The sequence below is a fragment of the Nonomuraea sp. NPDC003707 genome, from assembly GCF_053587055.1.
On record NZ_JBSFNK010000005.1, the window covers coordinates 203,652 to 228,386 of the forward strand.

Annotated in this window: 22 protein-coding genes; 7 read left to right on the forward strand and 15 right to left on the reverse strand. The window is 70.8% G+C overall.

Translation table 11 applies throughout. The features are described from left to right. Positions 1-3 precede the first annotated feature (3 nt). From ACWDRB_RS14885 to ACWDRB_RS14905, 5 genes are read right to left on the reverse strand one after another with little or no spacing between them, the layout of a single operon-like run. Positions 4-936: a cation diffusion facilitator family transporter gene (locus tag ACWDRB_RS14885; protein WP_449894041.1), complete on the reverse strand. Its 933-nt coding sequence runs from the start codon at positions 934-936 to the stop codon at positions 4-6. 49 nt (positions 937-985) lie between these two features. Next, positions 986-2,092, reverse strand: coding sequence for an SIS domain-containing protein (locus tag ACWDRB_RS14890; protein WP_449894044.1), 1,107 nt, complete (start codon positions 2,090-2,092; stop codon positions 986-988). After that, positions 2,089-2,256 carry a Trm112 family protein gene (locus tag ACWDRB_RS14895; RefSeq protein ID WP_185070977.1) on the reverse strand — a complete coding sequence of 56 codons (168 nt, stop codon included), beginning with the start codon at positions 2,254-2,256 and terminating at the stop codon, positions 2,089-2,091. The genes ACWDRB_RS14890 and ACWDRB_RS14895 overlap by 4 nt, the downstream gene beginning before the upstream one ends. Next, a complete protein-coding gene (locus ACWDRB_RS14900) occupies positions 2,253-3,602 on the reverse strand; it encodes a phosphomannomutase/phosphoglucomutase (RefSeq protein ID WP_449894046.1) in 1,350 nt (449 codons plus the stop codon). The genes ACWDRB_RS14895 and ACWDRB_RS14900 overlap by 4 nt, the downstream gene beginning before the upstream one ends. Positions 3,603-3,645: 43 nt before the next feature. Further along, positions 3,646-4,014, reverse strand: coding sequence for a DUF3499 domain-containing protein (locus ACWDRB_RS14905; protein ID WP_352323386.1), 369 nt, complete (start codon positions 4,012-4,014; stop codon positions 3,646-3,648). 435 nt (positions 4,015-4,449) lie between these two features. On the opposite strand from ACWDRB_RS14905, the gene ACWDRB_RS14910 reads away from it, so the two are divergent. Beyond that, entirely contained in the window at positions 4,450-4,890 is a 441-nt protein-coding gene (locus ACWDRB_RS14910; protein WP_449894048.1) for a metallopeptidase family protein, read from the forward strand. Positions 4,891-5,157: 267 nt separating this feature from the next. On the opposite strand, the gene ACWDRB_RS14915 is transcribed toward ACWDRB_RS14910, so the two are convergent. Further along, positions 5,158-5,469: a UTRA domain-containing protein gene (locus tag ACWDRB_RS14915; RefSeq protein ID WP_449894051.1), complete on the reverse strand. Its 312-nt coding sequence runs from the start codon at positions 5,467-5,469 to the stop codon at positions 5,158-5,160. 92 nt (positions 5,470-5,561) lie between these two features. On the opposite strand from ACWDRB_RS14915, the gene ACWDRB_RS14920 reads away from it, so the two are divergent. Continuing rightward, complete coding sequence (locus ACWDRB_RS14920; protein ID WP_449894053.1) at positions 5,562-5,945, forward strand: VOC family protein; 384 nt, start codon at positions 5,562-5,564, stop codon at positions 5,943-5,945. 18 nt (positions 5,946-5,963) lie between these two features. Beyond that, on the forward strand, positions 5,964-6,269 hold the full coding sequence (locus ACWDRB_RS14925; protein ID WP_449894055.1) for a DUF1905 domain-containing protein: 306 nt from the start codon (positions 5,964-5,966) through the stop codon (positions 6,267-6,269). Between the two features lie 13 nt (positions 6,270-6,282). Here the strand turns inward: ACWDRB_RS14925 and ACWDRB_RS14930 are convergent, their stop codons facing one another. Beyond that, positions 6,283-6,858, reverse strand: a complete 576-nt coding sequence (locus tag ACWDRB_RS14930; RefSeq protein ID WP_449894057.1) for an RNA-guided endonuclease InsQ/TnpB family protein — start codon at positions 6,856-6,858, stop codon at positions 6,283-6,285. A gap of 142 nt (positions 6,859-7,000) precedes the next feature. Between ACWDRB_RS14930 and ACWDRB_RS14935 the strand changes: the two genes are divergently transcribed. Continuing rightward, on the forward strand, positions 7,001-7,843 hold the full coding sequence (locus tag ACWDRB_RS14935) for a pentapeptide repeat-containing protein (RefSeq protein ID WP_449894059.1): 843 nt from the start codon (positions 7,001-7,003) through the stop codon (positions 7,841-7,843). A 57-nt stretch (positions 7,844-7,900) separates the two neighbouring features. Here ACWDRB_RS14935 and ACWDRB_RS14940 read toward each other — a convergent pair whose 3' ends face one another. The 5 genes from ACWDRB_RS14940 to ACWDRB_RS14960 form a co-directional block, all read right to left on the reverse strand. Beyond that, positions 7,901-8,548, reverse strand: a complete 648-nt coding sequence (locus tag ACWDRB_RS14940) for an MOSC domain-containing protein (RefSeq protein ID WP_449894061.1) — start codon at positions 8,546-8,548, stop codon at positions 7,901-7,903. Positions 8,549-8,792: 244 nt separating this feature from the next. Next, positions 8,793-10,103, reverse strand: coding sequence for a DUF5719 family protein (locus ACWDRB_RS14945; RefSeq protein WP_449894063.1), 1,311 nt, complete (start codon positions 10,101-10,103; stop codon positions 8,793-8,795). Continuing rightward, the gene (locus ACWDRB_RS14950; RefSeq protein ID WP_449894066.1) at positions 10,100-12,937 is read right to left on the reverse strand and encodes a glycosyltransferase; all 2,838 of its coding nucleotides are present in this window, start codon (positions 12,935-12,937) and stop codon (positions 10,100-10,102) included. The genes ACWDRB_RS14945 and ACWDRB_RS14950 overlap by 4 nt, the downstream gene beginning before the upstream one ends. Positions 12,938-13,054: 117 nt before the next feature. Further along, positions 13,055-13,315: a WhiB family transcriptional regulator gene (locus ACWDRB_RS14955; protein WP_020546325.1), complete on the reverse strand. Its 261-nt coding sequence runs from the start codon at positions 13,313-13,315 to the stop codon at positions 13,055-13,057. Between the two features lie 317 nt (positions 13,316-13,632). After that, positions 13,633-15,891, reverse strand: a complete 2,259-nt coding sequence (locus tag ACWDRB_RS14960) for a hypothetical protein (protein ID WP_449894068.1) — start codon at positions 15,889-15,891, stop codon at positions 13,633-13,635. A gap of 180 nt (positions 15,892-16,071) precedes the next feature. On the opposite strand from ACWDRB_RS14960, the gene cofD reads away from it, so the two are divergent. The 3 genes from cofD to ACWDRB_RS14975 all read left to right on the forward strand — a co-directional run bounded on the left by cofD (position 16,072) and on the right by ACWDRB_RS14975 (position 19,114). Beyond that, a complete protein-coding gene (gene cofD, locus ACWDRB_RS14965) occupies positions 16,072-17,010 on the forward strand; it encodes a 2-phospho-L-lactate transferase (protein WP_355190746.1) in 939 nt (312 codons plus the stop codon). After that, a complete protein-coding gene (locus ACWDRB_RS14970) occupies positions 17,007-18,284 on the forward strand; it encodes a coenzyme F420-0:L-glutamate ligase (protein ID WP_449894070.1) in 1,278 nt (425 codons plus the stop codon). Before cofD ends, ACWDRB_RS14970 begins: the two co-directional genes overlap by 4 nt. 92 nt (positions 18,285-18,376) lie before the next feature. Beyond that, the gene (locus tag ACWDRB_RS14975) at positions 18,377-19,114 is read left to right on the forward strand and encodes a lytic polysaccharide monooxygenase (protein WP_449894071.1); all 738 of its coding nucleotides are present in this window, start codon (positions 18,377-18,379) and stop codon (positions 19,112-19,114) included. A gap of 40 nt (positions 19,115-19,154) precedes the next feature. On the opposite strand, the gene ACWDRB_RS14980 is transcribed toward ACWDRB_RS14975, so the two are convergent. The 3 genes from ACWDRB_RS14980 to ACWDRB_RS14990 all read right to left on the reverse strand — a co-directional run bounded on the left by ACWDRB_RS14980 (position 19,155) and on the right by ACWDRB_RS14990 (position 24,712). Further along, the gene (locus ACWDRB_RS14980; protein WP_449894683.1) at positions 19,155-20,813 is read right to left on the reverse strand and encodes a substrate-binding and VWA domain-containing protein; all 1,659 of its coding nucleotides are present in this window, start codon (positions 20,811-20,813) and stop codon (positions 19,155-19,157) included. Positions 20,814-20,984: 171 nt separating this feature from the next. Then, entirely contained in the window at positions 20,985-23,762 is a 2,778-nt protein-coding gene (locus ACWDRB_RS14985) for a bifunctional FO biosynthesis protein CofGH (protein ID WP_449894073.1), read from the reverse strand. 53 nt (positions 23,763-23,815) lie between these two features. Next, positions 23,816-24,712, reverse strand: coding sequence for a DNA-3-methyladenine glycosylase family protein (locus ACWDRB_RS14990; protein ID WP_449894075.1), 897 nt, complete (start codon positions 24,710-24,712; stop codon positions 23,816-23,818). Between the last annotated feature and the right edge of the window lie 23 nt (positions 24,713-24,735).

The window sequence follows — 24,735 nt, forward strand, 5'->3', positions numbered from 1 at the left end:
ACGTCAGGAGGCGGAGGTGCTGCTGCGGAGGCGGTCCAGGTCGGGCTCCAGGTAGATCACGCGGGCGATCGGCACGGCCTCGCGGATGCGCCGCTCGGCCTCGTCGATGCCCTTCGCGACCTCGGCCGCCGTGTCGTTGTACGCCACCGCGATCTTGGCCGCCACCAGCAGTTCCTCGGGGCCCAGGTGCAGCGTGCGCATGTGGATGACCCTGGCCACCTCGGGCGAGCCCTCCAGCGCGGACCGGATCTGGGCCTCCATCTCGGGGGTGGCGCCCTCGCCGACCAGCAGCGACTTGGTCTCCATGGCCAGCACCACCGCGATCACGGCCAGCAGCACGCCGATCATCAGGGTGCCGATGCCGTCCCAGGTGCCGTCACCGGTGATGACCGCCATCGTCACGCCGAACAGCGCGAAGATCAGACCGAGCAGCGCGCCCAGGTCCTCCAGGAGGATGACCGGCAGCTCGGGCGACTTGGACCGGCGGACGAACGCGACCCACGACAGCTTGCCGCGTACGGCGTTCGACTCCTTGATGGCCGTGCGGAACGAGAAACCCTCGGCGATGATCGCGAAGATCAACACCGCGAACGCCCAGATCGGCGCCTGCACCGGCTCCGGAGCGGAGAGCTTGTGGATGCCCTCGTAAATCGAGAACGCCGCGCCGATCGTGAACAGCACGACGGCCACCACGAAGGCGTAGAAGTAACGTTCGCGGCCGTAGCCGAACGGGTGTTCCTTCGTGCTGGCCCTGGCCGCCCGCTTGCCGCCCACCAGCAGCAGCACCTGGTTGCCCGAGTCGGCGACCGAGTGAATGCCCTCCGCCAGCATCGAGGACGACCCGGTGAAGAACGCGGCCACGAATTTGGACACGGCGATTGCCAGGTTCGCGGTCAAGGCCGCAATGATCGCTTTAGTACCGCCGCTCGCGCTCACCGGTCTTCTCCACTCATAAAGATCACGTACAAAGGCCTGAAAAGGGATCCTATTGCGAAATTCTGGCCTTCAGCTCAGTGATCGCTGACACAGGGGTCGGATCGATGGCATATCCGAGCGCCAGATACGTGCTCGCGTAGTCGCCTAGCGCGATCAGCGTGGCCATCCGTTCCAGCGGATGTTCGCCCTCCGCCGACAGCTCCGTCACCGGTACGTCGCGCTCCCGCGCCAGCCGTACCGACGTCTCGCGCCGCCGCGCCACCTGGGGATGCTCCTCGACGTCGCGCAGCACGACGAGCCGGAGCGTGCGCCCGGCGGTGTCGGCGAAGATGTCGCGCTCGGCCAGCGGCCCGTCGAAGACCTCGACCTGGTTGTGGCCGGCCTCGGGCAGCTCGCCGTGGACGGCGGGGTATTTCGCGTTGGTGTTGAGCTGGCAGGCCAGCCGGTACGCCGCCACCGACGCGACGGGCGACGACCCCCAGATCATCGGCACGCTCTCGGCCAGATCCATGGCGAGCGACTTGCCGGGGTTGATGAACGACTCGCTGGACGGCCGGCACCGGTGCGCCATGTCCTCCAGCGTCTTGGCCACCCGTTCGAACAGGTCGGCGTCGGCCTGGACGAGCCGCAGCGCGGCGGCGGCCACGATGACCGGGGCAGCCAGCAGCCAGAGGCTCGACCTGGACGGGCCGGTGACCGGCACCGGCACGTAGATCGCCGAGGCCTGGGTGGCGACGGCCTCCAGCGGAGAGCCGGGGGCGCCCACGCCGAGCAGCGCGCATCCGCGCCGGACCGCCTGGGTGGCGACGGACACCGTCTCCTCGGCGTCGCCCGAGCCGGACACGGCCACGACCAGGTCTGTGGCGCCCACCCAGCCGGGGAGCTGGTAGGAGCGCAGCGTGACGATCGGCAGCGGCGCGCCGTTGCCGACGATCGCCGCCAGGATGTCGCCGACGATGCCCGAGCCGCCCATGCCCGCGACCACGATGGCGCGCGGGCGCCCGTGGTCGGCCAGGCGGCCGACGCGGGCCTCGACCGCGGTGCGGTAGCCGGTGCGTACGTGCGCCGCCGAGGAGGCGACCGCCGGCAGCATCCCGCCGGGATCTGCCTCGCTGAGGTGACGCTGGTCGTCGAGCCGCTCCGGCTCCCAGGTCACGGCTTCCTGGCCTCGTCGACGAGCAGGACGGGGATGTCATCCCGTACCGGATAGATCAGGCCGCAGCCCGTGCAGACCAGCTCCTCGGCCTCGTTCTCGGCACGCAAGGCAGCCTTGCAGGCCGGACAGGCCAGGATCTCCAGCAGCCAGTCGTCGATCTTCACTCTGACACCCTTCCCACGATGGCGAGGACCTCGTCCCTGATCGCCCTCATTGTGCTCTCGTCGGCCGCCTCGGCGTTCAGCCTGAGCAGCGGCTCCGTGTTGGACGCCCGCACATTGAACCACCAGTCCGGCCCGGTCACGGTCAGCCCGTCGAGCTCGTCGAACTCCCCCCGCGCCGCGAACGCCTCCCGCACCCGCCGCAACGCGTCGCCCTGGTCCGCCACGGTGCTGTTGACCTCGCCGGAGGCGTGGTAGCGCGAGTAGACCCCCACCACCTCCGACAGCGGGCGCTCCTGCTCGCCCAGCGCGGCCAGCACGTGCAGCGCCGCCAGCATCCCGGAGTCGGCGAACCAGAAGTCGCGGAAATAGTAGTGGGCCGAGTGCTCACCGCCGAAGACGGCTCCCGTGCGGGCCATCTCGGCCTTGATGAACGAGTGCCCGACGCGCGTGCGCACGGGCACCCCGCCCTGCTCGCGCACGATCTCGGGGACGGCCAGCGACGTGATCAGGTTGTGAATGATCGTCGAGCCGGGATGTTTGGCCAGCTCCCGGGTCGCGACCAGCGCCGTGACGGCCGACGGCGAGACCGACCGCCCCTGCTCGTCGATCACCCAGCACCGGTCGGCGTCACCGTCGAACGCCAGCCCCAGGTCCGCCCCGCTCTCGACCACGGCCCGCTGGAGATCGACGAGGTTCTGCGGCTCGATCGGGTTGGCCTCGTGGTTGGGGAAGTCGCCGTCCAGCTCGAAGTAGAGCGGCGTCAGCTCGATCGGCAGCCCCTCGGACACGGCCGGGACGGTGTGCCCGCCCATGCCGTTGCCCGCGTCGACGACCACCTTGAGCGGCCGGATGCGCGACAGGTCGACGAGCGTGCGCAGGTGGTCGGCGTAGCCCTGCAGCAGGTCCTTCTCGATCACCGACCCGCCGGGGGTGGCCGTGACGCCCACCAGCTCGGCGGCCCGGTCACGGATGTCGATGAGCCCCGTGTCGCCCCCGATCGGCACCGCACCGGCCCGGCACATCTTCATGCCGTTGTAGCGGGCGGGGTTGTGGCTGGCGGTGAACATCACCCCGGGCAGCCCCAGGCTGCCGCTGGCGTAGTAGAGCAGATCGGTGGAGCCCAGCCCGGCGTGCACCACGTCGGCGCCACGCGAACGGGCACCCCTGACGAACGCCTCTGCCAGCGGAACTGAGGACTCGCGCATGTCGTGCGCGACCACGATCGACTCGGCCCCGGTCACTTCGACGAAGGCGGCCCCCACGGCCTCGGCGGTCGGCTCGTCGAGCTCCTCGGGCACCACTCCGCGAACGTCGTACGCTTTGAAGATCTTGGCGAGGTCGCCCACTCTCCAGCTCCGCCCTTGGGTCGATTCTCCGGCGTAATCGAGCCTACCGGTCGCGGTGCTGCTGAGCCGACCTCAGAACGCGCAGGTGCCCCCTGCGACCGACCTCGACGCCCTGACCGACCGGCTCACCGCTGCCGGACGGCGTGGGCCGCGCGGCCTCCCTGACCGCGTTGGCCAGCGCCTCGAGGTCGTCGGAACTCGGGGAGTTGCCGTCCGTCGGCAGCCGTACCACTTCCCAGCCTCGGGGAGCGGTCAACCGCTCGGCATGTTCGGCGCACAGGTCGTAACAGTGTGGCTCCGCGTACGTCGCCAGGGGGCCGAGAACAGCGGTCGAGTCGGCGTATACGTACGTGAGCGTGAAGACGGCAGGCTGACTGCAGGCGGTGCGGGAACAGCGGCGGACGGGGCTCACGGAGGGACCGTATCTGGTAAGTGTGCGAGGCGCCACTATCTGAGCGCTCTTAACGAGCGTGTCGCCACAATTCGGACACCTGTCGCAGCCTTTCCACCCACATGCCCCGAAGACACCGGCCCTCCGGACCTTGGGGGATCACGTAGAGGTGGTGAGCAGTGACGCTTCCTCAGAGCCTAAGGGGATCAACGCGTGGTGAGGAGCGGCAACGCCGCACCCCACCCCCAGAGATCACGCACCCCGGCCCACCCGAACGCCGAAGCACGACCGACACCCCGACACCCCACCCGAACGCCGGGCTACAGCCAACGCCTCAGCGGCCCACGACCTTTCACGGTGGTGGCAACCACCCAGAGCCTCGGAACATCACCCAGAGGCGCGGAGAGGTGACACCGTTCCTCAGAATCGACAGGCCATCCCCGTACACTTGCTTGCGTGACACAGAAGCGCGGTCCCAGACGGCGCGATCGCCACGGTCGTGGCCTCCGCGGCCCGCTCGCTCCCTCCCACGTGCCCATGGCCAAGTCCCGGAGCGAGCGCTTCGACGACCTCGTGCTGGACGCGGTCGACCGCCTGCGCCCCCGCTGGGAGCGCCAGCTGTCGGCGGTGGAGTTCGCGGTGGAAGAGGTCCCTCCGCTGAGCGAGCTCGGCGACGGCCCGAGCCTGGGCACCGACCCGATCCCCTTCGGCCGCGCCGACGCCGCAGCCGGCCAGAACCCGGCGTCGATCGTGGTCTACCGCCGCCCGCTCGAAGCACGCGCCAGAGACCGGGACACCCTGGGCGCCATGGTCCACGACACGGTGGTGGAACAAGTGGCCACCCTCCTGGGCCTCTCCCCCGAAACCGTCGACCCCGGCTACGACGACCGCCGCTGACCCCGTACGGGCGCTCCCGGGGCAAACAGCGAGGTCCTCGCACGGGGGCGCGCTTCGCGCGATGGAGAGCTCGGGCAGCGCCCTGTGGGGGCCGGTCCCCACACCCCCAGGCGGGGACCTGCCGGTCCCCGCACCCCTCGGACGCGATCCCAGTTATCTCGTGGCAAGCGTGTGGCTCATGCGCTTGAGCCGAATGACAGTTGTGCGTTCAGGGGAAGAGAAAGAGCTGGAGCGCGGCGGTCATCGTTCGTCACCACCGGTCAAGAGTCATTCCACCGTGCCGGGCGATTTCTCCGAGTCGGCGACTTGCCGGTACGACAGTTCGTAGAGGTGGCCACCCTTGATCAGGATCGAAGCCTCCACGGGTCGTCCGGAGTCGCTGTAGACGACCCGGAACTGCCGGAACACCGGCACGCCGGGCGGCAAGTCGAGGCTTTCGACGTCCTCCGTCGTGGGTTGCCGCACGGAGATGCGGTCCTCGAAGTGCCGCTCCGGAAATCCCAGCTCGGCCAGGACCTGGGGCGCGCCTCCACGGATCTTTCTCCGAACAGCCAGAGGAGTACCCGCGGCGACGTGCAACGGGTAGTACGACCTGACAACTCGACAGGAAGCGATGAGTTTTGCGCGGTTCACGAGTCCAACCAGGTGAACCGAACGACAGGAGGCCCGAAGTGGGCGAGCAAGTCAGTACCGGGGTCACCGGCGTCAGGACCGTCGGTATCCCCGTCACCGACCAGGACCGCGCCGTCGAGTTCTACGTGGGCACACTGGGACTGGAGAAGCGGCTGGACGCGCCCGTCGAACAGCTCGGCGGGCGATGGATCGAGGTGGCGCCGCCGGGAGCGACGACCACGATCGCGCTGATCCTGGCGGCGCCCGGGACTGCGGTCGGAGTCGAGACGGGCATCCGGCTGAGCACGGCGGACGCGGCGTCCCTGCACAAGGAGCTGGTGGCGCGCGGGGCCGACGTGGGCGAGCTGCTGCAGTGGGAGGGCGTCCCGCCGATGTTCGCCCTGCGCGACCCGGACGGCAACGGCCTCGAGATCGTCGAATAGCGGAGAGGGGAACCTGCGATGAGTGGTGTCACGCGAGCGGATGACGTGGTCCAGGAGCTCGACAAGGAGTTCACCGCGACACTGCGGAAGAGCCCGAACAAGGGCGGGTGGACGTACGTCGTGATGCCCGGGTCCGCCGAGTTCTTCGGCACCCGGGGACTGGTGAAGATCCGGGGGACCATCGACGGTCACCCGTTCCGGAGCTCGTTCATGGCACTGGGGGATGGCACGCACAAGCTGCCCGTGAAGAACGACGTCCGGGAGCTGATCGGGAAAGGGCCTGGGGACAGCGTCACGATCCACCTGCTGGAACGGATCAATTGACATCCACTCCGCCCTAAAGGACGGAGATTCCCGTCTGCCACGCGTGTGGCTCCGGGCGGGTTACTGCTTCTTCGCGCGGTGCCGGAACAAGTCCCGGTCTTACCTGCGCTCCACAGTCGTTTAGCCTCTCCGCCTGCCCGGCGGCGAGGATGTTGATCGCTGCGTTGACGTCCCGATCGTGAGCCGCCCCGCACGGGCAGGTCCGCTCCCGGATGTTCAGCGGCATCGACTCGGCGATGGTCCCGCACGCCGAGCACAGCTTCGATGACGGGAACCAGCGGTCGATCTTGCCGAAGTGGCGGCCGTACCTGACGGCCTTGTACTCCAGCATGGCGACGAACTGCGACCAGCCCGCGTCGTGCACCGACTTCGCCAAGCGTGTGCGCGCCAGGCCGGACACCGCAAGATTCTCCACGTACACCGCTTGGTTGTCGCGGATGATCGTGGTGGAGAGCTTGTGTGCCCAGTCTCGGCGCGTGTTGGCTACTTTGGCGTACGCCTTGGCGACCTTCACCTTGGCCTTGATGCGGTTCGCCGAGCCTTTTCGGCGGTGGCGATCGTGGCGCTCCGGGAGCCGGGGGTTGAGCACGCCTGCCCCCTCCGCGGTCACGGTAGGAGAGATCCGGCAGAGGGAAGATGACAGCTATGACCGTCCTGGGGTTCGGCGAGGATCCTGCGTTAGCGAGCGACTTCGGGGTTGTCCACAGGGTGGTGCCGTCATGCTTCGAGGCGTGAAGCGGCGCGCTGTCTTGACGACTCTGATCGTTGTTGTTGTGGGTGTCCTGGTCGTCGCATGCGTCTTCTTTCTTCCCGCCTGGATTGTCCGGCACGACCTTGGGGGCGCAGCGCCCGGGTTCTCGGCCGGCGACCGGCTCAAAGCGGTCAACGACGTGCGGGTGACCTTGCTGCAGGGGCTGGCCGCGCTGGTGGCACTGGGGAGCGTTGCGCTGGGCGCGGTGATAACGCTGCGCCAGATCCGGGTGAGCAGGGAGGGACAGTTCATCGATCTGTTCACCAAGGCCATCGAGCAGTTGGCGAGCGATCACGTCGGAACGCGGATGGGCGGTGTATACGCGATGGAGCAGATCGCGTCTGCCGCGCCGCACTATCGCGGTCACGCCGCCGCCCTGCTGGCCTCCTTCGTCCGGTTGCATGCGCCCTGGCCGCCAAGCCGCCCGACGCAGGAGGTCGATCTTGAACGGAAGCGCTACCACGGAGGGCTGCGCGACGATATCGGTGCGGCGATGGCGGTGCTCAGCCGGCGAACGATGGTCCTTCCGGGCGACAGCATCGAACTGGAGAAGATCGATCTACGGGCGGCCGACTTGGCCGGGCACGACCTGAGCCGATTCTGCTTCGCCGGCTCCAACCTTGAGGGCGCGATCCTGACCGGATGCGACCTCACGGAGGCCCTCTTCGCCGGTGCCATCCTGCGGAACGCCGACCTGACCGGTTCGAGCCTTTCTGGAGCGGATCTTAGTGGTGCCGATCTCACAGGGGCTGTCGGCATCGATTCGGGTCGGGGCGAGCCAATTCCAGCTGGAGAGCCTGGCGGAGTCGAACCCGGTCCGTAGAGCGGGGCTCGACTCACCCCCACCCCGTCAGCACAGGCGACCCCCTGAAGATGACCTCTATGCGGAGCGCCTGCGGACCGATTCCTTCTCCTCTGGAGGCAGTGCCTCGGTGGCCAACAGCCGCGGCAGTAGTTCCGGCTCCAGGGTCATCGCACGGAAGACGAGCGCGACGGTCACATCATGATCGGGCCGGTGCACGATCTCGACCGGGTCGCCGGCGCTGATGTCGCCGGGCTCGATCACGCGCATATACGCGCCCGGCCGCGCAGCCTGGGTGAAACGCTTGATCCAGCCGTCACGCTCCAGCCAGCCCTGGAAGGTCCCACACGGGATCCGCGCGCACGACACCTCCAGGACGACATCCGACCCGATCCGCCAACGCTCACCGATCAGGGCACCGTTGACGTCCAGACCCAGGGTCGTGAGGTTCTCCCCGAAGACGCCGTTGGCGAGCGGCCTGCCCAGCTCGGCCTGCCAGGTGTCGAGATCCTCGCGGGCGTAGGCGTAGACGGCCTGGTGAACGCCGCCGTGATGCTTCACGTCATACACCCGGTCGCCGGCGAGACCGACCTCACCGGTGCCCTTCGGGCCAGGGGCGCTCACGGCGACCGGGCCGGAAACGGGCCGCTTGTCGATGCCCGTCGCGCTCAGGCCCTTCCAGGGGTTGGGCCGAGGTCTGCCGACATTGACGGAGAGGAGCCTCATACAGCGTGACGGTACGGCTCTCATCCACCCTCTCGCGACTCTTTTTCTCCTGGACCCTTTGGAATCAAGCGTTTGTGCCCTCAGATCAAAGATCATCCGTGGTGGAGATGTCCAGGGCCTGGGAGCGCGAGGGGCTGGGAAGCCCCTCGCCGGGGGTGTGGGGGCTTGCCCCCACAGAGCGCTGCCCGAGCTCTCCATCGCGCGAAGCGCCCCGCAACGCGGAGGTCCATGCGGTCCCCGGGGTCTAAGGCGCAACCACGTTGGGGGTGTCGGTCAAGGGTGGGAGCAGGGTCCATAGGCGGGAAGGGGCCAGGGGCTGGGTGGTGAGGAGGAGGCCGGATTTCAGGTGGTCCTCGATCACTCTCGCGCCGTAGACCTCCCCCGCGACCGGCGTGACCGCCAGCGCGTAGTCCCCCTTCGGTTTCGGTTTGACGTTCTTCGTGCGGCCCGCCGGTATCGACACCTCGAACGGCTCCTCCGGCCGGCCCTTCTCGGGTATCACCTGGATCCGTACCTTGCCGGGGACGCCGACGGCCGTGAGGATCAGCTTGGAGCCCGGGCCGTTGCGGGCCACCGTGCTGCCCAGGTCCAGCGCGGGGGTGCCGGCGGTGAAGGCGACGTCCGAGCGTCCGCCCGTGCCCGTGATGACGAGGCCGGCCACGATCGGGGTGGGTGAGGTGAGGACCAGGGCCGCCGAGGAGCCGCCCACACCTGTGGTGACGTCCAGGGAGACCACGCTGCCGGCGGGCACGTCCAACGACTCGCGGCCCTTCATGGCGTACTCGGCGTCCTCGCTCACCGCCTTGATCCGCACCTGGGCGTCGTTCTCGCCGGGGGCGGCGACCAGGAGTTCGCGGCGGCCGCCGCCACCGGGGAGGCCGGGTACGACGACGCGGGTGGCGGGCGGGGCGGCCGAGGGGAGCCAGTCGACGCCGCCGGTTTCGAGGACGGTCCTGGCGGCGACGGCGAGGCGGCCGAAGGCGGTGGTGACGCTCACGGCCATGATGTCCGCCGACGGGGCGATGGTCTTGAGGTCGATCTCGCGGTGCTCGCCGGGCGCGATCTCCAGGCCGATGCCCTTGTCGCCCGAGATGGGGCCTTCCGCCGCGTAGACCTGAATGTCCGCCAGGGCCGGCGCCTTGTCGGCGTTCGTGAGGTGCAGGAGGACGTCGGCGTTGGCGGGGCCGGGGCCCACGAGCCAGGTCGTGGGGGCGGGTTCGGTGCAGCGGACTCCCGCGAGGCCGCGGCCGGCGCCCTGGGCGGCGCGGGTGAGGTAGCCGGCCTCCAACCCGCCAGGGCCTTTCGTCACGTACGGCTTGGCGTCGCGCATCGGCTCGTAGGTGAGCGTGCCGGGCAGGTAGACACTGACCCGCTCGCCCTTGGAGCCGGGGCACACCGCGGTGACCGACTCGACGGCGACCTTCCTGGGTTGCGGTTGCGGGGCGGCCGCCGCCGGGAGGGAGGGCCTGGTGACGTACGCGACGCCGTACAGGGCCGCCAGTGCCACGACGACCAGCGCCGGCAGCCCGAACCGGTTCTCCACGAACGCCTTCATCGCCCACCCGCCACGTTCACGGCCATTCTGGCGGCGACCGCCGGCGGCGCCTCCACGGCCTCGGGGGCGCCTTCGCGCCGCCCCGGCGCCGCCAGCACCGCGATCACCAGCACCAGCACCGCCTGGGTCCACAGCCAGGGCGTGTGCAGGGCGCTGACCGGCTGGGCGGGTACGCGGACGACCGGCTCGGCCAGCCGCCACAGCCCGCCCGCCTCCGACAGGCTCATGCGCGCCAGGGACGGCTGCGAGTCGAGCGTTCTGGCCAGTTCGGCGGAGACGGGCGGCGCCACGGCCACCATGCCCACGCCGAGCTTGCCCAGGGTGGCCGCGTCGCCACCACGCCCGCCGACCAGGCCCTCGACCGCCGCCCCCAGGCGGGTGCGGGCCTCGGACTCGATCGGGAGCTCCGACTCGCCGATCAGCGGGGTACGGCCGTGCAGCACGGTGAACGAGGAGCCCTTGATCACCAGCGTGCGCTCCCCCTGCGTGGTAAGGGCGGCGGCCAGCACGGGCAGCACGTCCGGCACGTCGCCCACGAGCGGTCCCCGCACCCCGGTGGCCACCCAGTACCCGGCCGCCAGCAGCGGCGTGCTGAACGCCACCGCCGCCACCGCCATCGCCCCCAGCCGGCGCAGCGCGCCTCCGGCACGGAGTTCGGCCAGGCGGTGGGCGGTCAGGCCCACGAGGACCACGAGCCCGGTCCCCGCGAACGCCAGCGGGACCCCTGGCCAGGCCCGTGCGCCTTCGACGGTGACGCGGCTGACCAGGATCGCCGCCAGCACCCCGTACAGGGTGATGCCCCAGCCGATGGCGACGATCATCCGCTGGCGGCGCATGAGGAGCGCGGCCAGCGCCGTGGCCACCAGGCCCCCGGTCACCCAGAACGGCGGCAGCCCCGGCCCTCCCGGGCTGAGCGCCAGCAGCGACTCGGGGGCGAGCGCGGCGTCCACCAGGGCGGGATCGTGCAGCCCCGCTTCGAGCAGGATCTTGCCCGGGGAGGTCACCAGCCCCGCCAGCCAGGGGAAGAGCAGCACCGGAGGCACCGCCAGCGCGATGGCCATCGAGGTCACCGCGCCGCGGAACGCGACGGCCGCCAGCACCCCCAGCACGGCGAACAGCGGATAGACCAGGGGCGCGAACGCCGTCCCCACGGCCAGCAGCAGCCCGAGCGCCCACGCGGCCCGGCGGGCGCGGCGGCGTTCGCCGGACAGCACCACCGTCCCGAGCGAGGCGTAGAGCGGCACCAGCACGAACACCACCGCGGTGCCCAGCCGTCCGGCCGCGATCGCTCCCGTCGCGACGGGCAGCAGCGCGTACGTCCCCGCCGCCCAGGCCCGCGCGGGCACCGCCGGGATGACGTGCCGGGTGGCCAGGTACGCCGTCGCGCCCGCCAGCGGCACCGAGCCGAGCAGCAGCACGGACACGGCCAGCCACGTCTTGCCGAACGCGAGCGTGGACAGGGCCGCGAGCACGGCGACGTACGGGGGCGTCCAGGCGTTCGAGCCGAGCTCGATGTCGTGGAAGCCCTCGGTGTAGAAGGCCCACAGGTCGCCCGCGCCGCCCGTGACCGGGACGAGGGCGCCGCCGCCGAGCCGTTCGCCGCCGAGGAGGGAGCGTTCGGCGACCAGCGCGACCGCGGTCAGCGCGAGCATGAGGACGACGCCGGGGCGGCTGAGGAAGCGTTTGACCGCGCCGGTGTCCGCCGGCACGACCTCGTACTCGTCCTCGGCGGAGGTGGAGGCGGTGGCGTGGTGGTGGCGGCCCGTCGAGTCCACGGGCGCCTCGCCGGCGAGGAAGCTCTGCACCATGTCGATGAGCCGCCGCCAGGCCGCACCCCGAGGGGACATCAACCGCTTTATGCGGATATATCCCTTCTTGCGGGCCTGCCTGTTTCCGGCGTGGCGACGGGCCCGGCGCGCCCGCAGCAGCCGGAACGGATGCAGCAGGATCGACGCCATCGCCGCCAGCTCGTCCAGCGCGTTCGCGGGCTGTTTGCTCACCACGAACAGCGCCGTGCGGAAGGCCGAGCCGAGCACGTTCCGCAGCAGCGCCCAGAGCATCGCGCCGAACGGCAGGTTCGCCATCACCACGAAGATCGCGTTACGCCTGTCCAGCCTGCGGGGATGGTCGCCGCTGACCGTGATCCTGCGCCGCCTGCGCGCCGCCGCCTCGGCGTGCCAGGCCACGGCGGAGGTCACGTTCAGGACCTTGTGCCCGGCGTTGCGCACCCGCCAGCACAGGTCCAGGTCGTCGCGGAACAGCGGGAAGAACGGGTCCAGCCCGCCGACCCGCTCCCACACGTCGCGCCGGATGAGCATCCCGGCCGTGGACACCGACAGCACGTCCCGCGTCCCGTCGTGCTGCCCCTGGTCGAACTCGCGCGGCTCCAGCCCCGTCTCCCTGCGCCCGGTACGGCCCACGGTGACGCCCACTTCGAGCAGACGCCGGCGGTCGAGCCAGTCGAGCAGCTTCGGGCCCAGCACGGCGGCCTTCGGATCCTGCGCCGCCGCGGTGAGCAGCGCCTCCAGCGCGCGCCTGTCGGGGGCGCAGTCGTCGTGCAGCAGCCAGATCCACTCGTCGCTTCCGGCGGGTGGCAGCTTGGCGAGGACTTCGGCGACGGACTCGCCGAAGCCGGTGGAGCGCGGCAGGGAGATCAGGTTGCCGCGGCCGAACGCCTGGGCGAGCAGGTCGGCCGAGCCGTCCCTGCTGCCGTTGTCGACGCCGGCCACGCGGTCCGGCCTGCGACTCTGGTTCACCAGAGCACGCAGCGTCTCCCCCAGCCAGCGCGCGCCGTCGTGCGCGACGACGATCACGGTGACATAGGGACGTGACATGGGCGGATGCTCCTGAGGGGGGTAGAGCAGGCGCGCCCACCATATACCTGTGACAGCTGGGACAGCAGATGCGGAAAGGGTCACGCGTTCGACCGCGTGACCCTTCCGCCCATATACCTAAACGGCCTGGCGCTTGATCCGTCTGCGCTCCCGCTCGGACAGCCCTCCCCAGATGCCGAACCGCTCATCGTGCTCGAGTGCGTATTCCAGACACTCTGCACGGACTTCGCACGATCGGCAGACCTTCTTGGCCTCTCTGGTGGAGCCGCCCTTCTCCGGGAAGAACGCCTCCGGATCCGTCTGCGCGCACAACGCGCGCTCCTGCCAGCCGAGTTCTTCAGCGTCAAGCTGATCCTGTGCGATGACCGGATCGGTCACTGCACACCTCCCTGCCGCCCGCCCGCAATGGAGCCCCCCATGGACGCCTTCCTTATTACCCACCCATCGGAAGGCGTAACAACATGGTTGTAATTACACGCGTGTGCTGTAGCTGACGTCAAGCGGCATGCAGCTATCCGGGGAAAGACCAGAGCTCGCCCCGGTGTGCTTGGCATGTGATGTTCACGCCCGGCCGACACCCTTTTGCGCGCGGCGTCGTAAGGCTCGTTCAACCTGTCAGCGGTCCGAACCGTACCAGGGCGGGATAGACACCCGCCCAGGCCCCACCTTCTCTCTAGTCGTTCATGACCGGTCCGTTACCTGCGGGGCTCGTTGGGCGTGTATATGGCCGTAGGGTCGATGGGGTCGTCTCCCGGGCGCGCGCCGTAGGGGGTGGAGTCGAGCCGCATGGTCGCGTCGCCGACAGGCTCCGCCTGGTGGGGCCAGGGCTGCTGCTGTTGGGGCGCCTGGTGGGTGGGCCGGTACTGGCCCTGCTGGGGCTCGTAACCACCCTGCTGGTGGTGCTGCGGGTGGCCGAGCGGGTCCTCGTACGACCTGGGCGCCTGGCTGGAGTAGTCGGGCACGCGCAGCTCCGGCTGAGTGCCCGCGGTGGAGTGCTGGTACGTCGAGTGCTGGCCGGTGGAGTGCTGGTACGTCTCCGCCTGCTGGTAGGCGTCCATGAGCTGCTGGGAGCGCGGGTCCACGGGCGGGTCGGGCTCCTGGTACGCGGACGGGGTGGCGTACTCGCGGCCCGAGTAGCCGGTGAACGGCTGGCCGCCCTGCTGGTCGAAGGCGCTCTGGCCGAAGTACGGCTGCTGCTGCTGTTCGGCGGCCGGCGGGTAGGGGACGCTCGGCGCGGTGTCGCCGGCCGGCGTCGGGAAGGCCTGGTCGGCGAACGCGTTGGGCGCGGCCTCCGGGGGCGCGTACGGGTTCGGGCGGTCCGCGGGCGGGGCGTAGGGATTGGGCTGCTGGTCCGCGGGCGGGGCGTACGGGCTGGGCTGGTCGGTCCCGGGCGGCGCGTACGGGTTGGGGCTGGGCTGGCCGTAGGCGCTCGGCTGGCTGTCGGCCGGAACGTACGGGGCGGGCTGGTACTCGACGGCCGGCGGGGTGGAGTACTCCTGGGCCGAGGGGGCCGAGGGGGCCGACGGGGCCGTGTCGGCGGGGGCGTAGGCCGACGGGGCGAAGCCCTGCGGGGCGTAGGCCTGGTCCGGCTGGCCCTGGTCCGACGAGCCGAAGCTCGGCGGGGCATAGGACGGGTCAGGCTGGCCCGGTCCGAAGCCCTGGGGAGCGAAGGACTGCTCGGGCGGCTCCACCGGCTGGAAGCTCGGCGAGGAATAGCCCTGGCCGGCCTCCCCCGGTCCGAAGCCCTGCGGGGCGTAGGGCTGCTCAGGCTGGTTCGATCCGAAGCCCTGGGGAGCGTAGGGCTGCTCGGGCTGGCCCGACCCGAAGCCCTGCGGGGCGAAGGGCTGCTCGGGTTGGCTCTGATCGACCGATCCGAAGCCCTGCGGCGCGTAGGACTGGTCCGGCTGGCTCGGCTCCAACGGGCTGAAGCTCGGCGTGGAGTAGGACTGGTCCGGCTGGCCCTGCTCGACCGATCCGAAGCCCTGCGGCGCGTAGGACTGGTCGGGCTGGCTCTGCTCCGGCGGGCCGAAGCTGGGCGCGGGGTAGGGCTGCTCGGGCTGGCTCTGGTCCGAGGGGGCGGCGGGCAGGGCGCCCCTGATCACGTGCAGTTGGGGCTGCGGCTCCGGTTGCGCGGCCTGGGGCTCGGGCTGGCCGCCGAAGCTCGGGGGCTGCTGGCCGTACTGGCCCGACGGGGGTTGCTGGCCGTACTGGCCGGAAGGGGGCTGCTGCCCGTAGCCGGGCTGCTGGCCGGACGGCGGCTGCTGGGCGAAGCCCGGCTGCGGGCCGTACGCGCCCGAGGGCGGCTGCTGGCCGTAAGGGGCCTGGCCGTAGCCGGGAGCCTGCTCGGGCTGCCCGAAGCCCTGCTGGGGCTGCTCGGGCTGGCCGAACTGCTGGGCCTGGTCGGGCTGGCCGAAGTGCTGGGGCTGCTCAGGCTGGCCGAACTGCTGCGGCTGGTCGGGCTGGCCGAACTGCTGCTGCTGCCAGGGCGCCTGCTGCCCGAGGTTCGGGTGGTGGTAGACCTGCGCGACGGGCCGCTCCGGCAGGATCTGCGGGATCAGGTACACCAGCGCGACGGCGATCAACGCGACGGAAGGCACGCCAAGGAGCACCAGCTGCATCGTCGGCCAGGCCCCGAGCCCGGAGAACAGGCCGAGGATCAGCGACAGCATGCCGAACACCGTGGCCAGCACCAGCCCGACCGCCGACCCGTACATGATCGGCTTGGCCTTGGGCGACGGTTCGCCGACCTTGGTGACCAGCAGCACGGCTCCGAGCAGCAGCGCGGGCACGACGGGGTTCGCCAGGTCCAGGACGTTCGCCGCCGCCCGCCTCGTCAGGGACAGCGACGAGCCGACCAGGACGTCGCCGACCGTCAGCAGCACGGTCAGCAAGCCGAGGACGAGCATGATCCATGCGCCCGGCTCCTTCAGCCGGGCGACGTCAAATTTGCTCACAAGTACCCCCATCGGACCCTTTAGCCCGAAGGGAGTTTGCCACATGACCGACTCGGGTGGCGGGGGTCCCAGGAACCTCCTGCATCCCAATTCGGCCTACACCTGGCACTTCTCTCATAACAAGTGGGGTAAAACCACACCCGAGACAGGGCTGTCAGGGGCCGATGGAAGACTGGCGGCATGCACATCGTGTCACTCGCGGGCGGCATCGGCGGCGCCCGTTTCCTGCGCGGACTGCGCGCGACCGCGCCGGATGCCACCATCACCGTCATCGGCAACACGGGTGACGACATCACCCTGTTCGGCCTGCGGGTCTGCCCCGACCTCGACACCGTGATGTACACCCTGGGCAACGGCATCGACGAGGAGCAGGGCTGGGGGCGCGCCAAGGAGTCCCACGTCGTCAAGGAGGAGCTGGCCGCGTACGGCGTGGAGCCGCAGTGGTTCGGGCTCGGCGACCGCGACTTCGCCACCCACATCGTGCGCTCGCAGATGCTGGAGGCCGGCTACCCGCTCTCCCAGATCACGCAGGCGTTGTGCGCGCGCTGGCAGCCCGGCGTGCGACTGCTGCCGATGACCGACGACCGCTGCGAGACCCACGTGGTGATCGAGGACGAAAACGGCAAGCGCGCCATCCACTTCCAGGAGTGGTGGGTGCGGCTGCGCGCCTCGGTCCCGGCGCAGTCGTTCGCGCTGGTGGGGGCCGACACGGCCAAGCCCGCGCCGGGCGTGCTCGACGCGATCGAGCAGGCCGACGTGGTGATCCTGCCGCCGTCCAACCCGGTCGTGAGCATCGGCACGATCCTGCAGGTCCCGGGCATCCGCGACGCCCTGCTGCCCAAGACCGTGGTCGGGGTCTCGCCCATCATCGGCGGCGCGCCGGTCAGGGGCATGGCCGACGCCTGCCTGACCGCCATCGGGGTGGAGACGACGGCGCAGGCCGTGCTCGACCTGTACGGCCCGGAGCTGATCGACGGGTGGCTGGTGGCGGAGGAGGACGAAGGGGTCGCGCTCGACGGCGTACGGGTGATCGCCCGGCCGATCCTCATGCACGACGCCGACGCCGCCGCCGACATCGCCCGCACCGCACTCGACCTGGCCCAGGAGCTCGCCCGATGACCAGCGCCCCCCGGCGTTTCGAGGTGATCGCCGTCGAGGGCATCGGCGAGGTGCGGCCCGGCGACGACGTCGCGGAGCTGCTCAAGGCCGCCGGCCTGCGGGACGGCGACATCGTGGTCGTCACGTCCAAGATCATCAGCAAGGCCGAGGGCCGCGTCCGCCGGGCGCCCGACCGCACCAAGGCCATCGAGGACGAGACCGAGCGCGTGGTGGCCAGGCGGGGCGACACCGTGATCTCCCAGACCCGCCACGGCTTCGTCATGGCCGCCGCCGGGGTCGACGCCTCCAACACCGAGCCGGGCACCGTGCTCCTCCTCCCCGAAGACTCCGACGCCTCGGCCAGGCGCATCAGGAAGGGCCTGGCCGTGCGGGCGGGGGTGATCGTCTCCGACACGTTCGGCCGCCCGTGGCGCAACGGGCTCACCGACGTGGCCATCGGAGTGGCGGGCATGCGCCCGCTCGACGACTTCCGTGGCACCTCCGACGGCTACGGCAACGAGCTCAACGCCACCGTCACCGCGCTGGCCGACGAGATCGCGGGCGCGGCCGAGCTGGTCAAGGGCAAGCTCGGCGGGGTCCCGGTGGCGATCGTGCGCGGGCTGTCCCACCTGGTCACCGACGACGACGGGCCCGGGGTCAGGCCGCTGGTGCGGCCGGCCGACGACGACCTGTTCCGCTACGGGTCGCGGGATGTCGTGTTCGCCCGCCGTACGATCAGGGAGTTCTCGGACCGGCCGGTCGATCCGGCGAAGGTACGCAGGGCGGTCGCGGCGGGTATCGCCGCGCCGGCGCCGCACCACACCACCCCCTGGCGGTTCGTGCTGGTCGAGTCGCCGGAGACGCGCACCAAGCTGCTCGACGCCATGCGCGACGCGTGGATCGAGGACCTGCGCGGCGACGGGTTCAGCGAGCAGTCGATCGCCAAGCGGATCAAGCGGGGCGACGTGCTGCGCGACGCGCCCTGTCTGATCGTGCCGTGCCTGGTGATGGAGGGCTCCCACACCTACCGCGACGATCGGCGCAACGCGTCGGAGCGGGAGATGTTCGTCGCGGCGGCCGGCGCCGGGGTGGAGAACCTCCTCATCCAGCTCGCCGTCGAAGGGCTGGGCTCGGCGTGGGTGTCATCCACGATGTTCTGCCGCCCGGTGGTCCGCGAGGTGCTCGACCTGCCCGGCTCCTGGGACCCGATGGGCTGCGTGGCCGTCGGCCACGCGGCCGCCCCGCCGCGCGACCGCGCGCCCCGCGACCCGGACGACTTCATCGTCACGCGCTGACCACGGCACGAAAGGATAGGTCAGACGGGCATTTACCGTTAGGAAAGTTTCCTTTACATTTGGGGCATCCCCCCATGTGAAGGAGCAACTTCATGAGAAGGACGCTCACGTTAGTCGCCGTGGTGGTGATCGCCGTCGCCACCACGCTGTTCAACACGGCGCCGGCGTTCGCGCACGGCTACGTCAACTCCCCGCCCAGCCGGCAGGCCAACTGCGCCCAGGGCAAGGTCCCCAACTGCGGCAACATCATCTACGAGCCGCAGAGCGTGGAGGGCCCGAAGGGGCTGCGGAGCTGTCACGCCAACCTGTCGCAGTTCGCGCAGCTCAGCGACGAGAGCAAGCCGTGGCCGGTCGCCCAGGTGGGCACCACGGTGACCTTCAACTGGACGTTCACCGCCAGGCACGCCACGCTCAACTACGAGTACTACATCGGCAACACGCGGGTCGCCGTCTTCAACGGCAACGGCCAGCAGCCGCCCGCGACGGTCTCGCACACGGTCAACCTGTCCGGCTACTCGGGCCGGCAGAAGGTCCTGGCGATCTGGAACATCTCCGACACCGCCAACGCCTTCTACTCGTGCATCGACCTGCAGATCGGCGGCGGTGGCGGCAACCCGAACCCGACCCCCACCCCGACCGTCACGCCGACCCCCAACCCGACGCCCACGCCCACTCCCACGACGCCGTCGGGCACGTGGAAGGCCGGCACCACGTACGCGGTCGGCAACACCGTCACCTACAACGGCGTCACGTACCGCTGCATCCAGGCCCACACCGCGCTGGCCGGCTGGGAGCCGCCCAACGTCCCGGCGCTCTGGCAGCGCGTCTAGCCAGCCAGAAGGGGGCGTTCCGCCAGGAGCGCCCCCTTTCTCATGGGGTCGGCTTGCAGGTGGGGTGGCAGAGCCGGCGGGCCAGGGCGGCGAGGAAGACGTCGATGATCTCCCCCGCCTCCTGGGCCTCGTGCAGCGAGCCGTTCGTGGCGGCCGTGATCCGCGACAGGCTGTCGTGGTCGACGCCCTTGCCGAAGGCGATGATGATGATCTGTACGGGCTTGTCGGGGTTCCACTCGTGGCGCAGCTTGTCGAGGAGCTCCGGCAGCTTCGTGCCCTTGCCGTCGTCCTTGCCGGCCGTGATCACCAGGAGCGCGTTGTTCATCTCCTCGCGGTACTCGCTGGTGACCTTGCGGAAGCCGCCGAGTACCGCGTCGTAGAGCGAGCTGTCCAGGGTGGGATGGGCGGTGATCGTGCCGGTCAGCTCGGCGAGGCGGCTCTTGCGTACCACCTGTCCGGTCTGGGGCTCGTTGATCGGGCCGAGCCCGACCCGCTCCCGGTAGGGCTTGAGGCCGCCCAGCCCCTCGGCGAACTCCCACAGGCCCATGTGCGTCGAGTCCGGGAAGAGCTGCAGCCCGATCTTGGCCGCGTCCAGCGCGATGCTGATCCTGGTGGTGCCGTTCAGCGACTCGGCCATGTGCTTGGAGGTGTCGGCCAGGACGAGGATGTTCGTCGGCGGGGCCAGCCGGCTCCAGGCCCGCAGCGCCTCGTCGATGTCCTGCGACGACACCGACGACCTGGTCTTCGGGGTCTCCGAGGGGATCTGCGGCCCCGGCGAGATCGGGCCCAGGGTGCCGTCGCCCGACCTGAACCCGGCCCGCCGGACGATGTCCTGCGCCTGCGAGCCCTTCAGCCAGTCGGCGAAGACCGTGGACGCCTCGGCCACCGTGGGGTCGGTCGCGGTGACGACGTATGGGTAGTCGAGGTTGATCGTGCCCTCGCGCGGGTGCAGCGCGACGACCGGGTCGGCGGAGGGGCGCTGGTTGTGGTTCCAGACCGACTGCTCGGGGACGATGACGACCGGACGCTGCCAGAACGTGTGGTCGTCGACCGCCGCCAGCATGCTGCGGTAGTCGGGGGCGGAGCCGGCCTGCGCCCACCGTACGAACGCGGTCAGCGCCTTGTCCGCCTCCGGCCCCGTGCCGACGACGTCCCTGGCGGCGGCCACGGTCGCGATGCCCGCCCCGGCCAGCGACGGGTCTGGTACGCGTACGACGTCCGGCTCGTCCGAGTTGGGCGTCAGCCGCCCGCGCACGGTGGCGGGGAAGACCATCCGCCAGTTCATCTCGGTCCTGCCCACGGAGAAGCGCTGGGCCAGCGACGAGCGGGTGGCGAACACCAGCGGCGAGGTCGCCACCACGCTCTCACCGGCGGGCAGCGCGCTCGCGCCCTGCTGGCGGGCCAGCCTGATCCAGGCCGACGAGTCCGCGATCCACCCGTCGGGCCGCTCGCGCAGGACGCCCGCGCGGTCGCCGATCAGCGTGCGCAGGACGGTGGCCGGCGACTGCTCGGTCACCTGGACCAGCACGCACCGGCCACCCACGGACGTCTTCGTCTCGTTGAACCGCTCGGCCGCCTCCATGGCAGCCGGGGCCACGTCGACGGCCGCCGCGACGCTGACCAGAACAGGCTCTCGTGTGCTGCACAGCAGGCCGCCACTGCCGAACACCACCACGAGGCCGGCGGCCACAATGGCCACCGCGGTCAAACCCGCCAGCATGCCGCGCCGTAAAGCCTTCCTGCGTCGCAGCTCAGCGGGCAGCGGAGCGCGGTGCCGACCTAACCGCACGGTGAACCTCTCTCCCAGGGGAGTGATGATTCTTCCAGCGCCTCCCATGGCGGGCGCAAGCCTTGTTAGAACATGTTACAACTACGCCATCGGCAGGACCCTCCGGACGCTCTTGCACACGCCGTCGCTGGCCTCGGACGCCGCGAGCCGTTCGTCCGCAGGGACGCCGTACTCGGTGGTGCGCTGCCTGACCGGCCTGCCGGTGACCTCGACCATCTCGCGCAGCTCGCTGATCGTCTTGTACGAGCCGTTCTCCGAGCCCGCCATGCGGCTGATGGTCTCCTCCATGAGGGTGCCGCCGAGGTCGTTCACGCCGCCCTGGAGCACCTGGCGGCACAGGTCGTCGCGGAGCTTCACCCAGGAGCACTGGATGTTCTTGATCGAGCCGTGCAGGAGGATCCTGGCGAGCGCGTGCACGGCCCTGTTCTCTGCCGCCGTGGGGCCCGGGCGGGCGATCCCGGCAAGGTAGATGGGGGCGCTGGTGTGCACGAACGGCAGCAGCACGAACTCGGAGAACCCGCCGGTCCGCTCCTGGAGGCTGCGGATCAGCTTGATGTGCCTGACCCAGTGCAGGTGGTTGTCGACGTGCCCGTACATCATGGTGGACGTGGTCGGGATGCCCACTTTGTGGGCCGTCGTGATGACCTCGACCCACTCCTTCGCGGGCAGCTTCCCCTTGGTCAGCACCCACCTGACGTCGTCGTCCAGGATCTCGGCCGCCGTCCCGGGCAGCGAGTCGACCCCGGCCTCCTTGGCCGCCTCCAGCCACGCCTGGATGGACATGTCGGTGCGGCTGGCCCCGTTGATGACCTCCATCGGGGAGAACGCGTGCACGTGCATCCCGGGCGTCCGCTCCTTGACCGCCCTGGCCAGGTCGAAGTACGCGGTGCCGGGGAGATCGGGGTGGATGCCGCCCTGCATGCACACCTCGGTCGCGCCCGCGTCCCACGCCTCCTGCGCCCGGTCGGCCACCTGGTCCAGGCTCAGGGTGTACGCGTCGGCGTCCGTCCTGCGCTGGGCGAAGGCGCAGAAGCGGCATCCGGTGTAGCACACGTTCGTGAAGTTGATGTTCCTGTTGACGACGTAGGTGACCTCGTCGCCCACGGCCTGCCGGCGGAGGTCGTCGGCGATGGCGGCCAGCTCGTCCAGCGCCTCGCCTTCGGCGGCCAGCAACGCCACGGCCTCGGCGTCACTCAACCCACCCGGATCGGCCGCCGCCCTCCGCAACGCCCGCCGCACTTCCCCAGGCGTCCCGCTCCCCGCAGGGGCGCCGGTGAGCGAGGCGCCACCCGAAGCTCCCCCGGCCACAGCGCCCGCAGGCCCCGCGTCGGGGTGCGCGGCGTCAGCGCCCTCCGCAACCCGCGCTCCGGGCGCCGGTGCGGCGGGGACCCCGGCGGCGGTGCTCGGCGCAACGCGTGCGGCGAGATCCGACCCCGCACCGTCCGACGGCGCGGTGGACGATGACGTGGTGGACGATGACGTGGCGGGTGAGGGGAGGCGGTCGCGGAGGGCGGTCCAGTCGCCGTAGACGTGGTCGAAGTCGTCCCGCCGATCGTGCGTGCGCCCCGCCGTATCCACCTCCACGTGCAGATCGACCCGCCCGGACGACGCGAACCCGCCGTCCGGCTCCTGCCACGGCAACCCCCGCAGCTCGGCGTCAGGGCGGGCGAGCCCCGTGGCGGGGTCCGCCAGGGCGGCCACGTGGGCGAAGAGCCGGGGGTCCAGCCACGGCTCCCCGGCCACCACGTACTCGGGATAGATCGTCAGCCGCTCCCGGAGCTGGAACCCGGACTCGGCGGTCCGGGTCTCCAGGAGGGAGATCTGCGGCCAGGGCCGCTCGGGGTTCACGTGGTCGGGGGTGAGCGGCGACACCCCGCCCCAGTCGTCGATGCCCGCCCGGATCATCAGCGCGTACTCGGAGTCCACCAGGTTGGGCGGCGCCTGGATGCGGACCCGGGGCCCGAGCACGAGCCGCGCGACCGCGATCGTGGCCGCCAGCTCCTCCAGGGACGCGTCGGGCAGCCCCCGCATCGCGGTGTCGGGCTTGGCGCGGAAGTTCTGGACGATGACCTCCTGGATCCCGCCGTACTCGCGCGCCACCCGCCGGATCGCGAAGATCGACTCGGCCCGGTCCTCGATGGTCTCGCCGATGCCGATCAGGATCCCGGTGGTGAAGGGCACGTTCGTCCGGCCGGCGTCCTCCAGGACGCGCAGGCGTACGGCCGGGTCCTTGTCCGGCGACCCGTAGTGGGCCTCTCCCTTCTCCTCGAACAGCCGCCGCGACGTCGTCTCCAGCATCATCCCCATGGACGGCGCGACGGGCTTGAGCCGCTGCAGGTCACGCCAGGTCAGCACCCCCGGGTTGAGGTGCGGCAGCAACCCGGTCTCCTCCAGCACCCCGATCGCCATGGCCCGCACATAAGAAAGGGTGTCGTCATAGCCGTGCGCGTCGAGCCAGGAGCGCGCCTGGTGCCAGCGGTCCTCAGGCCGGTCCCCCAGCGTGAACAGCGCTTCCTTGCACCCCATGGCCGCCCCCTGCCGGGCGATCTCCAGCACCTCGTCAGGGCTCAGGAACGGCGCGGGCAGCTTGTGCGGCGCGGTCGCGAAGGTGCAGTAACCACAACGGTCCCGGCAGAGCCGGGTCAACGGGATGAACACTTTCTTGCTGTACGTGATAATCCCTTCGCGGCCGACCGCCCGCAGCCCGGCGTCACGCACGCGGGAGGCATGTTCGAGCAGGGCGTCGAGGTGCTCGCCCCTGGCCTGCAGGAGGACGGTCACCTCCGTGACGTCGAGGGCCTTGCCGTCGCGGGCACGTGCAAGGGCCCGGCGGAGTGCGGAATCACTGACGAGACTCATACGGGCACAGTACGACGGCTGAGTTCGCCGCACGCACCCAGGGGCCCGGCGCGTCAGAAGGACCGGTAGTCGCGTACGGACATCCGGGGCCCGCGCGCGGGCGGGCGCAGGCCGGTGAGCCAGACCAGCACCGCGGCGCGGTGCCGATGCCCCTGGTACGGCTCCAGCAGCCGCAACATCCCGGGGTCGTCGGTCTTCTCCCCGGTCAGCGCGTAGCCGACGAGCTTGGCCAGGTGGTAGTCGCCGACGCTCACCGCGTCCGGGTCGCCCAGCGCGCGCTGGCGCACCTCGGCCGAGGTCCACACCCCGATCCCGGGCAGCGCCCGCAGCAGCCGGTCGAGCTCCTCGGTGGTCGCGGCGGCCTCCAGCTTGTCGGCGTGCCAGGCGGCGTTCGCGATCGTCCGGGCGCGGACGGCCTCCGCTCCCGCGCGGTGCCAGTGCCAGCTGGGGATCTGCCGCCACACCACGGTCTCGGGCACGACCCGCATCCCCTCGGGCGCGGGTCCGGGCGCGGGCTCGCCGTACCGGCCGAGCAGCCACCGCCAGGCCCGCCACGCCTCCTGCCCGACCACCTTCTGCTCGAGCACGGCCGGTACGAGGGCCTCCATGACCCGCCCGGTACGCCCGATCCGCAAACCCGGATTTTTCCTGACAACCTCCGCCAAAACATCATGTCTGGCGACAAATCCGGAAGCGTCGTCGAATGCCCCCAACAGCGCAGGCAGCGCCTCCAGCGCCCATTCCGCGCCCGGCCCCCACGCCTGCCCGTGCACGCACCCGGCCTTGACGCTCACCCGCAGCGTGCACGGCCCGTCGGGCGTCCTGGACGTGCGCCACACGGACCCGTCAGAGCCCTGCCGCCAGGTGGGATCCCCGCCGCCGCGCTTGTGCGGCTGCAACGCCAGCCCCACGTCCAGCGGCCCCTCGGGCACCCACCTGCGCTCTCTCACCCGTCCAGTCTGCCCCCACCGCC